A 10,486-nucleotide genomic window follows, 5' to 3' on the forward strand; every position below is an offset into this window, starting at 1 on the left:
GCTCAGTTGACCTGGCGGTCCGAGTTCTCCCAGAAGGCCTGCCTGAGTATGAACTTCTGGATCTTGCCTGTGGCTGTTCGCGGGATGGAGTCGCGGAACTCGACCCGCTTGGGCACCTTGTAGCCGGCCAGGGACGTCCGGACGTGGGCAATCAGCTCGGCCTCGCTGACCGCCTGGCCCTCGACGAGGACGACCAGCGCGATCACCATCTCACCCCACCTGTCATCGGGAACGCCGATCACGGCGACCTCCGCGACGGCGGGATGGCTGAAGACGACGTCCTCGACCTCGATCGAGGAGACATTCTCACCGCCGGTGATGATCACGTCCTTCTTGCGATCGGAGAGGGAAAGGTAACCGCCCTCGTCGAGGGTGCCCCCGTCTCCCGTGCGGAAAAAGCCGGAGTGCAGGGCTTCGGCGGAGGCCTCCGGATCCTCCCAGTAACCGGCCAGAACGGTGTTGCTCTGGGCGAGCACCTCACCGGTCAGACTCCGGGATATTGAGGGACGACCGTGGTCAGCCGCGACGAGTGCTCGCCTTCGCTCTGTGCGTTCGGACCTGCATCAACGGCGGTCAGAGGGTCGTGGGCTTCCACGCGGGGCGACTAGCCTCATAGGAGACGATCTCCGCGTCGTGCGAGAGCGTGAGGCTGATGTCGTCGAGCCCGTTCAGGAGACGCGTCCTGGTATGTGGGTCGATCTCGAAGGACTCCTTCAGCGAGTCGCCCGCGGTCACGGTCTGGGTCTCGAGGTCGACGGTGATCTGGCCGCCGGGGGTGTGATCGAGGTAGTCCCACAGCTTCTGCACAACCTTCTCGTCGACCTGGGCCGCCAGGAGGCCGGCCTTGCCGGAGTTGCCGCGGAAGATGTCGCCGAAGCGCGAGGAGATGACGACCTTGAATCCGTAGTCCTGAAGCGCCCAGACGGCGTGCTCACGCGAGGAGCCGGTGCCGAAGTCCGGGCCGGCGACGAGGACCGTGCCGTTCTTGTAGACCTCGGAGTTGAGGATGAACTCCGGGTCCTTGCGCCAGTTGGCGAAGAGGCCGTCCTCGAAGCCTGACCTGGAGATCCGCTTCAGGTAGACCGCTGGGATGATCTGGTCGGTGTCGATGTCACTGCGCTTGAGCGGGACGCCGACGCCGGTATGAGTCGTGTACTGGTCCATGTGACGTCCTTCAGGATCAGATGAAGCTCGGCTCGAGATCCGCGGGCGACGCGAGCGTGCCGCGCACGGCGGTCGCCGCGGCGACCTGTGGGGAGACCAGGTGGGTCCGGCTACCCGCACCCTGACGGCCTTCGAAGTTGCGGTTCGAGGTCGAGGCCGACCGCTCCCCGGGCCGCAGACTGTCAGGGTTGACCGCGGTGCACATGGAACAGCCCGCACCGCGCCACTCGGCGCCGGCGTCGATGAAGACCTTGTCCAGGCCTTCCTCCTGAGCCTGCAGGCGGACTCTGAACGAGCCAGGGACAACGAGCAGACGAGTGTCCCCGGCGACCTTGCGCCCCCGGAGGACTGCCGCGGCTGCGCGCAGGTCTTCGATGCGCCCGTTGGTACACGAGCCGATGAAGACCGTGTCGACCTTGATGTTGCGCAGCGGCGTGCCAGCCGCGAGGCCCATGTAGTCCAACGCCTTCTCGGCCGCGGCACGGTCCTGTTCGTCCTCGAAGTCAGCCGGGTCGGGCACCGCCGCGCTCAGCGGCGCGCCCTGGCCCGGGTTGGTGCCCCAGGTGACGAACGGCGTGACCTCCGCGGCATCGAGCACGATCTCTTTGTCGAAGACAGCGTCCTCGTCGGTCACGAGAGTTTCCCAGTGCGCCACCGCGGCGTCCCAGACAGCACCCGTCGGTGCCTCGGGCTTGTCCTTGATGTAGGCGAAGGTGGTCTCGTCGGGCCCGATGAGACCCGCCTTAGCCCCCCACTCGATCGACATGTTGCAGATCGTCATGCGGCCCTCCATCGAGAGCTCGCGGATGGCCTGGCCGCGGTACTCCACGATGTAGCCCTGGCCACCGGAGGTGCCGACCTTGGAGATCAAGTGCAGGATCAGGTCCTTGGCGCTGACACCTGTTGACAACGAGCCATGGACGGTGACGGCCAAGGTCCTCGGCTTGGCTTGCGGCAGTGCCTGGGTGGCCAGTACATGCTCGACCTCAGACGTGCCGATACCGAACGCGATCGCACCGAACGCGCCGTGCGTGGCAGTGTGGGAGTCGCCGCACACGATCGTCATACCCGGCTGCGTCAGGCCCAGCTGCGGACCGATGACGTGGACGATGCCCTGGTCGACGTCGCCGAGGGGATGCAGACGCAGGCCGAACTCTGCGGCGTTGTTGCGCAGCGTCTCGACCTGGGTGCGGCTGACCGGGTCCGAGATCGGTTCGTCCCAGGCCAACGTCGGGACGTTGTGATCTTCGGTGGCAAGAGTCAGCTCCGGCCGGCGTACCGTCCGCCCTGCCGCTCGCAGACCGTCGAAGGCCTGTGCACTGCTCAGCTCGTGGATCAGATGAAGATCGATGTAGAGCAGATCCGGCTCACCCGGAGCTGAGCGGACGACATGCTCGTTCCATACCTTCTCCGCCAAAGTCTGGCCCATGGCTATCAGCTCCGCTCCGTGGACGGTCGCGACATCGACACGACGATCACGACACTGCTTCCGTTCAGACGCACTCGTGCGCGAAAAGAACTACTGATGCGATGTCGGGCGCAGATCTGCAGGAACGAGTGCGCCCGCGTCGAGGATCAGCTCGTCATCGAGATAGAGGCTGCAGTCACGCATCGGGATGTCGAGGTGGCATGGCGTGTCGTTAGGGCCGCCGAGCTCGTTGTTCGGACCTGTCGAGATCATCACGTTGCCGTAGAAGGAGCGCGTTTCCACACCGATGACGGAAGGATCCTCCCGCATCAGGTACCACTGCGCCCGCTCGTCAAGACCCCAGCCGACGTGGCTCATGCCGAACCCACGCGGGTCGTCGAAGCCCTCGATGAAGGCCCTGATCATGTCGGCATCCAAGCTGGTGTGTCCGTCCACTCCTCGAATGTCGACGATGAACCCGCTCTCGATCGTGAACTTCACCGGCGACTGAACGTACTTGTTGAACGGGTGAACGATGTCCCCCGGCGCCAGCACGATCGTCCCGTCGACCCCGTCGTCGTAGGCCCCGGTGAAGGCGAAACCGCAACCCCAGTTGTCCCAGCGTCCCGGGGTATCCGTGTACCCGTACTCCGCCATCGCCGGGTAGGCCCCGAGCCGGTAGGTCACGTCGGTGCCGAAGGCATTGGTGAACCGCAGAGATCGCGCCTTGGCGAGGTACTGCTGCGAGAGCTCGACTCGCTCACGGAGTTCAGTCGTCGGAAAGAGCTTCGCCAGCGTCGACATCGGGTCGATCGCGGTCAGGATGCGCGTACCAGCTTCCTGGATCGCGAGCTGTTCCAGGCTGAAGAGCATCAGTGCGCAATCGATGACCATGTCGACGCTCTTCAGTGCCTCGAGTGCGAGCGGATTGGAAGCGAGGCCGATGTCGCCGACCTTCCACGCGGCCTCGGTGTCCATCGGTGCGGGGAGGCGAAGGTGGAACGCTTGGGCGCCCAACTGCTGCGCGGCCCACAGGAAAGAGTCGACGTAGTCCGCGCGCTCATCGCCTCGTGTCAACACGGCAAGCGTCTCTGCTTCGTTGACGGCGGAAAGCTTCAGCTGCTCCAGGCACAGAGCGTTGAACATCGTGCGGTTCACAAGGCCTCCTGAGGGGGACCGGCTCGAAACTAGTCAGAGCACTGACGACCTGGCTCACTTTCATACTGATCCCCCGCGTTCGAGCCTGTCAAGGAGACCATCCCCCCACATGGGGAGGTGTGTCCGCGCGGCAGGTCTCGCGAGGACTGCCGAGGGGTTGCGGAAGTCATCAGTGTGCGTAGTATTTCGGTACGTCGTCGATGGACGACGGTGAACCAAGGAGGTCCGTTGGCTCGTCACATCCACAGCGTCGTCATCGCCGGCGGTGGTCTGGGAGGCCTGTCCGCCGCGTACTTCCTCCGTATGGCGGGCATCCGCGTCACGGTCCTCGAACAGGCCGACGAGTTCGGCGAGGTCGGCGCCGGCATCCAGACAGCCCCCAATGCGAGCAGAATCCTCATCGAAAACGGGTTGCGACCCCAGCTCGAGGCCATCAAGACCAGCCCGACCTTCCAGGTGCGGCGCCGCTGGAGCGACGGCTCGATCCTGGGGATCCGCCCGTTGGGCGATGCCGTCTGGAGGGAGCACGGGGCCCCCTACTGGCACTTCCACAGGGCAGACCTGCACAGGGTTCTGCTCGACGCGTGCGCCGATCCGGCGACCCCCGGCCCCGACGTTCACTTGTGCACGTCAGCACGGGTGAAGTCGGTCGACCAGTCTGTCGGTGAGCAGCCAGCTGTCGTCACCGAGGACGGCCGACGGTTCGAGGCGGACGTCGTGATCGGCGCCGACGGTGTGCGCTCGCAGGTCCGTGAGGAGATCATGGGTAGCGACGACCTCCGGTTCTCGGGCCAGATGGTTTTCCGCGTGATGGTTCCCGGTGAAAGCCTCATGAAGGATCCCGCCACCCGCTTCCTCTGGGACAGCTTCCACTCGACCATGTGGCTCGGACCGAGGCTGCACCTGGTGCACTACTTCATCCGCGGTGGTGAGTACCTCAACCTCGGGGCGGCGTTGCAGAGCGACATCCCGCTGCACGACGGCTGGACGGTCGACACCACTGTCGATGAGCTGGTCGCCGCCCTGGCCACGTGGGACTCGCGCCTCACCTCGATCCTGAAGAAGGTCGAGGAACCGGTCGCCAAGTGGGCGCTCTTCGCCCACCGCCGCAACCCGGTATGGGTTGACGGTCACGTCGCCCTGCTGGGAGATGCCGCCCACGCGATGGTGCCCTTTCAGGCCCAGGGCGCCTCACAAGCAATCGAGGATGCACACGTGCTCGCTCGTGAGCTTTCGGTGGTGGACAAGGGCGGCATCGAGGCTGCTTTGATCCGCTACGCCGCCCGGCGTTATCGACGAGCCGGCCTTGTGCAGGAAGCGTCGGCTCAAAACAGAAACTTCTACCAGATGCCGGACGGGCCGGAACAGGTCGCGCGCGACGAGAAACTGCGCAACTTCCAGGGAGAGTCCCACATCTCCTACGACTGGCTCTGGAGCGGTTCCGAGGAGCCGATGTCCTCCGGTTACGCCTTCGCGAACGGCGGCCAGTCTGCGATCGCAAGTTGGCAGAAGGGATGAAGTCGTCCGTCGCGGTTCTCACAGCGCCGGTCGAACACGCCATCGCCGCCCTGGAGGACCACCGGTTCATCCGCAGGTGCCTGCAGGATGCGCTGCGGAATCAATCGTCGAGCGGTGATGTCATTCGTGGTGTCATGCCGCACCCGAACGGTCAGTTCTTTGCGACGCTGCGCATCATCGATGCCGATACCGTCGCGCACCGCGTCTGCTATGAGGTGATCGTTCGTGAGGCACGTGGCAGCACCCTGGGAACTCTCCGGATCGCCGCCACAGTCACAGCGCAGGAGCGGGCGACTGCACTGACGGTGGTGCCGACGCTGTCCGTGAATGGGTTTCACACGGAGGCCTTGAGAGCCGCCGCCACACACGCCGTAGAGGTGTTCACCGAGCGGGTCGCTGCAGCTCTCACCAATGTGTCTGCTCAGGAGATTGTTGGAGTGGGTGCTGCAGGTCCGGACGAGGCCGGAGTCGCCTCGCCGGTGCTCGACTCCATGGGTTCGAGCAGCAGACGCGCACGGCTCTTGACGGTCATGGCTGGTATCGCGCTCTCAGTGGTCCTTCTGTCGCTCCGGCAGCGGCGCTCTCGCTCGTCCGGCCTCCGAGCCATCCGCGAGGCACCATGAAACCCGCCAGCTTCGACTACCTGCGGGTCCACAGTGTTGAAGAGGCACTTACCGCTCTGCACGACGGCCCGGAGGACTCGAAGATCATTGCCGGTGGCCAGAGTCTGGTCCCTCTGCTCAATTTCCGCCTCGCCGAACCCGCGTTGCTGATCGACATCAATGATCTACATGAGCTCTCCTTTGTCAGACGCGTAGGCGGTGCACTCCGCATCGGTGCTCTCACTCGCCACTCAACCCTCGAGAAGTCCGCGGTCGTGCGCGACGGTTGGCCGTTGCTACAGGAGGCGGTCCGATTCGTCGCCCACCCTCAAATCCGAAGCCGCGGCACGATAGGCGGCAGCGTCGCGCATGCGGATTCCGCCGCCGAGCTCCCGGTCGCGCTCGCGGCCCTCGATGCGGAGTTCGTCACGCGTTCAGTCTCCGGTTCGCGCCGCATTCCCTGGCGCGACTTCTTCCTGGGTCCGATGACCACCGCGCTGGAGCCGGGAGAACTGCTCGTCGAAGTCCGGGTGCCGCTCTTGCGCAAAAGTCACGGGCACGCGTTCGTCGAACACACGCGCCGCAACGGCGATTTCGCTCTCGCGGGTGCGGGTGTGGTGCTCGATCTCAACAGCGATCGGCGCTGCTCGCGAATATCGGTTGCCCTGCTCGGCGCGGCACCCACGCCCGTACGCGCAACCGACGCCGAGGACTGCCTTCTAGGTGCGGTCATCACTGAGGAACGCGCAGCGCGGGCAGCCAAGATGGCCGCGGAGGCCGGGTCGCCGTCCGGGGACCTTCACGGGTCGGTGGCCTATCACAGGTCGTTGCTCGAAGTCGTCGTTCGTCGTGCGATCCTCGCCGCGAACCTGAGGGTGCAGGAGCCCTGAGATGGGAATGCAGCGCATCAGCGTCAACGTCAACGGCGCCGACGTGGAGGCCCGAGTGGAACCACGCCTGCTCCTCTCCGACTTCATCCGGCACGACGCCGGCTTGACCGGAACTCATGTCGGCTGTGAGCACGGGGTGTGCGGAGCTTGCACCGTCGAGGTGGACGGGGCACCCGCGCGATCGTGCCTGATGTTCGCCGTGCAGGTGGAGGGCGCGGTGATCCGCACCGTGGAGGGCCTCACGGCCAGCGCTGGGCCCGAGGGCTGGAGCGTTCTTCAGCAGTCACTCCACGAGCACCACGGTCTCCAGTGTGGCTTCTGCACCCCGGGCATCTTGATGTCGCTGCAGCCCCTTCTCACCGCGGAGGAGGACCCGGACGAGACGCAGATCCGTGAGGCCCTCGCCGGGAACCTCTGTCGGTGCACCGGCTACGAGAACATCGTGAACGCGGTCATGGCCGCACTCGCGCAGGTCCGGTCCTCTCGTGCCGCCTAAATCGCTTTGTGCCTCGCCAGAGAACGGATCGCGCCTCATGCAGGACACGATTGGTACGTTGCCCCTTGTCGGAAGAGCACTGGGCCGCATCGAGGATCGGCAGCTCCTCAGCGGTACGGCCACATTCCTCGACGACATCCCGATCCCGGGAGCGCTGCACGTCGCTTACGTACGCAGCAACGTCGCGCACGGCACGATTACCGCAATGGACACCCGCGCCGCCCGGGAGCTGACAGGGGTGCGCGCAGTCATCACCGCCGACGATCTCGACCACGTCCCCCCGCTCGTGACCCCCGTGGCCAACGCCGCCAACCCACCACGGCACCTCCTGGCGAAAGGGGTGGTCCGCTACGTCGGCGAACCGATCGTTGCGGTGGTCGCGACCTCGCGCTACGTAGCTGAGGATGCGGCAGCGCTCGTCGCGGTCGACATCGACCCGCTGCCGGTGGTCTGCACGCTCGCAGAATCGCTGGACCCGAGCAAACCCGTGCTGCACGCCGGAGCCGGGATCGACTCGAACGTCCTGTTCGACCGTGTGCTCGAAAGTGGAGACCCTGACTCGGCATTTCAACGCGCTGCGCACGTCATCGAGCGGACGTTCCGGCATTCCAGAGTTGCTCCCGTGCCGATGGAGACTCGCGGCGCCGCCGCCACGATCGTGGAGGACGAACTCGTCCTGTGGGCGTCGAGCCAGTTCCCTCATGCACTCAAAGAGACCGTGTCCGACCTTCTCGGGGTCGAAAAGGTCCGGGTCAAGTGTCCCGATATTGGCGGAGGATTCGGGCTCAAGAGCCTGGCCTCGCCAGAGGAAATCCTCGTGGCCTGGGCCGCCATGTATCTGAACGAGCCCGTCAAATGGGTGGAGGACCGGTCGGAGAACCTCATCGCTTCGGCCCATGCACGCGACATGGAAGTCAGCGTCAGGGTCGCGGCCGATCACGACGGGGTGCTCCTGGCGATGGAGGTCGATGCGCTCTGCAACACCGGCGCGTACTCCGTGCACCCCATTACACACACGCTGGAGGCCGCCGGAGTCCTGTCCATGACGCCCGGTCCGTACCGGCTCGCGCACTACCGGGCGCGGGCTCGGGCCATGGCCACGAACACCTGTCCAGCCGGGCCCTACCGCGGCGTCGGGCTCCCGGTGGCGACGCTCGTCCACGAGCGCGTCATGGACATACTCGCAGATGAACTGGGATTCTCCGCCGTCGAGATCCGTCGTCGCAACCTCATCACCTCCGACGAGCTTCCGTATCTGACGGCGACGTCTCAAAAGTACGACAGCGGCGACTACGTCGCCTCACTGGAAGCAGCCGCTGAGATGATCGGCTACGACAGTTTCCCCAGCGAACAACGTGCCGCACGATCCTCAGGAACATTGTTGGGGCTCGGATTCGCCACATATGTGGAATGGACGGGAAACAATTCGAAGCTGTTCAAACAACGCGGAATGACCGCACTGAAAGGTTGGGACAGCTGCCAACTGGATCTCGACCAGGACGGTCGGGTCTCCGTGTGGACATCGAGCCCTTCCATCGGCCAGGGGACCGCCACCACCTATGCACAGGTGCTTGCCGACGCGACTGGCATTGCCATCGATGACATCGACATCGTGCAAAGCGACACCGGCACCGGGGAGGTAGATGGAAATGGCACAGGCTCATCCCGAAGCGCCTCAGTGACCTCGGGGGCCATCATCCTCGCCGGTACGGAGCTCAAATCTCGTTTGATTGAAGACGCCGCCGCCTTGCTCGACGTCCCTGCTGACGAACTGCAGATCGTCGACAGCGAAGTCAGTGAGCACGCCGGCCACGAGCGGTCGATCGATGTGCGCATCCTTGCCGGAAAAGCAGACCCTGGCCGATACAATATTGGACGGACTTTCGAAGCCGACGACGTTCTGTACTCCTATGCCACACACGCCTGTCGGGTCTCTGTCGATTCGGAGACCGGTGAGGTCGACATCCTCCAGTACGTCGTCGCCGAGGACTGTGGACGAGTCATCAACCCGCTCATCGTGGAAGGACAGACCAAGGGGGCCCTGGCGCAGGGTATCGCTGCGGCGCTCTACGAGTCCTTCCACTACGACGAGGCGGGACAACCTCAGACTGGCTCGTTCATGGATTACCTGGTCCCCACCGCCTGCGAACTCCCTCGAGTCACCATCCGCCATCTGGAAATTCCTGCGCCGAACGGAATCCTCGGAGCGAAGGGCGTGGGAGAAGGCGGGACCATCGCGGCCGGTGCGGCCATCGCCAACGCGGTGTCGAACGCTCTGGCATCCGAGCACAATACCTTGCCGTTGCGTCCCGAAGTCCTTCAAGGACATGCACGAGCAATTTTCGAGAATCTGCATTAGAGGAATGGGGATCCAATGACCGAGACGGACGACAAGCCTCACGGTTCGAAGTTCTCGGGGCGAGTCGGGTGGGGACGGCGACCTGCTCTGGTGGTTGTCGATCTCGTGCACGCCTACGTCGATGCAGACAGCCCGTTCGCTCTGCCCGGCATCAACTCGGCGATCGAAGCGACGGAGGCGCTCACCAACGTGGCGCGCCAGAGTGGCCTTTCCGTCATCTGGACCGATGTCGTGTATCACGACGACATGTCCAACGCTGGCTTGTTCTACAAGAAGGTTCCCGGATTATCGGTCTACGCCGCCAACGCTCCAGGACGAGCCGGCCAACTCGTGTTGAAGCCAGAAGCGGAAGACCTGCGCGTCACCAAGCAGTACGCGAGCGCATTCTTCGGCACGTCGCTTGCTTCCACGCTCCACGCGGCGGAGGTCGACACCGTCGTGATCTGTGGCGTTTCGACGTCCGGCTGTATCCGGGCGACGGCAACCGATGCGTTGAACCACGGTTTCAGACCACAGGTCGTCCGTGACGCCTGCGCCGATCGGAACGCCGAGCTGCATGAGTCGAACCTACGAGACCTCGACGCCAAGTACGCCGACGTCTGCAGCCTCGGGGAGGCCGTTCAACATCTCTCCGCGGTGCCGTAAACACCCTCAGGCGAGCGCTGGCTGCGAAGGAATGTATCCGATGCCAACTTCCCGTGACCCGAGGGAGTTGAGAGGGGGCGATGGCTGCGTCCTCCAATTCGCAGTAGGTCCGAGTTGTTCAGCGCGCTCCCCGTTTCGGGCTGGTCGAAATAATGTAGTGAGGACGCGGCCAGGGTTTCTGCAGGAACCACACTTTCCTGCAACTGGGTTGCAGGAAAGTGCCGTTCCTGCACAAAGGCGGGGCGG

Annotated in this window: 10 protein-coding genes; 6 read left to right on the forward strand and 4 right to left on the reverse strand. The window is 64.6% G+C overall.

Annotated elements, in window-relative coordinates; genetic code table 11:
- Window positions 1-2 precede the first annotated feature (2 nt).
- The 4 genes from PSU4_RS06770 to PSU4_RS06785 form a co-directional block, all read right to left on the reverse strand.
- Window positions 3-476 (reverse strand): class I adenylate-forming enzyme family protein, encoded by a 474-nt coding sequence (locus PSU4_RS06770; RefSeq protein ID WP_246114978.1) that lies wholly within the window; start codon window positions 474-476, stop codon window positions 3-5.
- 97 nt (window positions 477-573) lie between these two features.
- Window positions 574-1,164 (reverse strand): 3-isopropylmalate dehydratase small subunit, encoded by a 591-nt coding sequence (gene leuD, locus PSU4_RS06775; RefSeq protein ID WP_147103593.1) that lies wholly within the window; start codon window positions 1,162-1,164, stop codon window positions 574-576.
- Window positions 1,165-1,180: 16 nt separating this feature from the next.
- Window positions 1,181-2,593 (reverse strand): 3-isopropylmalate dehydratase large subunit, encoded by a 1,413-nt coding sequence (leuC, locus tag PSU4_RS06780; protein ID WP_147103595.1) that lies wholly within the window; start codon window positions 2,591-2,593, stop codon window positions 1,181-1,183.
- A gap of 90 nt (window positions 2,594-2,683) precedes the next feature.
- Window positions 2,684-3,730, reverse strand: coding sequence for a 2,5-dihydroxypyridine 5,6-dioxygenase NicX family protein (locus tag PSU4_RS06785; RefSeq protein ID WP_147103598.1), 1,047 nt, complete (start codon window positions 3,728-3,730; stop codon window positions 2,684-2,686).
- Between the two features lie 228 nt (window positions 3,731-3,958).
- Here PSU4_RS06785 and PSU4_RS06790 point away from each other — a divergent pair, with 228 nt between their 5' ends.
- The 6 genes from PSU4_RS06790 to PSU4_RS06815 are packed head-to-tail and all read left to right on the forward strand — an operon-like array spanning window position 3,959 to window position 10,240.
- Window positions 3,959-5,248 (forward strand): FAD-dependent monooxygenase, encoded by a 1,290-nt coding sequence (locus PSU4_RS06790; protein WP_147103601.1) that lies wholly within the window; start codon window positions 3,959-3,961, stop codon window positions 5,246-5,248.
- The gene (locus PSU4_RS06795; RefSeq protein ID WP_147103603.1) at window positions 5,245-5,871 is read left to right on the forward strand and encodes a hypothetical protein; all 627 of its coding nucleotides are present in this window, start codon (window positions 5,245-5,247) and stop codon (window positions 5,869-5,871) included. The genes PSU4_RS06790 and PSU4_RS06795 overlap by 4 nt, the downstream gene beginning before the upstream one ends.
- Entirely contained in the window at window positions 5,868-6,740 is an 873-nt protein-coding gene (locus PSU4_RS06800) for an FAD binding domain-containing protein (protein WP_147103606.1), read from the forward strand. The genes PSU4_RS06795 and PSU4_RS06800 overlap by 4 nt, the downstream gene beginning before the upstream one ends.
- Window position 6,741: 1 nt before the next feature.
- Window positions 6,742-7,236 (forward strand): (2Fe-2S)-binding protein, encoded by a 495-nt coding sequence (locus PSU4_RS06805; RefSeq protein WP_147103609.1) that lies wholly within the window; start codon window positions 6,742-6,744, stop codon window positions 7,234-7,236.
- A 37-nt stretch (window positions 7,237-7,273) separates the two neighbouring features.
- Entirely contained in the window at window positions 7,274-9,595 is a 2,322-nt protein-coding gene (locus PSU4_RS06810; RefSeq protein WP_147103612.1) for a xanthine dehydrogenase family protein molybdopterin-binding subunit, read from the forward strand.
- Window positions 9,596-9,610: 15 nt separating this feature from the next.
- Window positions 9,611-10,240 (forward strand): isochorismatase family protein, encoded by a 630-nt coding sequence (locus PSU4_RS06815; protein ID WP_147103615.1) that lies wholly within the window; start codon window positions 9,611-9,613, stop codon window positions 10,238-10,240.
- The last annotated feature ends 246 nt before the right edge of the window (window positions 10,241-10,486 follow it).

The organism is Pseudonocardia sulfidoxydans NBRC 16205, from assembly GCF_007989085.1.
Lineage (GTDB): Bacteria > Actinomycetota > Actinomycetes > Mycobacteriales > Pseudonocardiaceae > Pseudonocardia > Pseudonocardia sulfidoxydans.

Bases quoted from the DNA above. Each gene is read 5' to 3' on its own strand.
- leuD (WP_147103593.1), bottom strand. From the start codon at position 1,164: ATGGACCAGTACACGACTCATACCGGCGTCGGCGTCCCGCTCAAGCGC.
- leuC (WP_147103595.1), bottom strand. From the start codon at position 2,593: ATGGGCCAGACTTTGGCGGAGAAGGTATGGAACGAGCATGTCGTCCGC.
- PSU4_RS06795 (WP_147103603.1), top strand. From the start codon at position 5,245: ATGAAGTCGTCCGTCGCGGTTCTCACAGCGCCGGTCGAACACGCCATC.
- PSU4_RS06800 (WP_147103606.1), top strand. From the start codon at position 5,868: ATGAAACCCGCCAGCTTCGACTACCTGCGGGTCCACAGTGTTGAAGAG.
- PSU4_RS06805 (WP_147103609.1), top strand. From the start codon at position 6,742: ATGGGAATGCAGCGCATCAGCGTCAACGTCAACGGCGCCGACGTGGAG.
- PSU4_RS06810 (WP_147103612.1), top strand. From the start codon at position 7,274: ATGCAGGACACGATTGGTACGTTGCCCCTTGTCGGAAGAGCACTGGGC.
- PSU4_RS06815 (WP_147103615.1), top strand. From the start codon at position 9,611: ATGACCGAGACGGACGACAAGCCTCACGGTTCGAAGTTCTCGGGGCGA.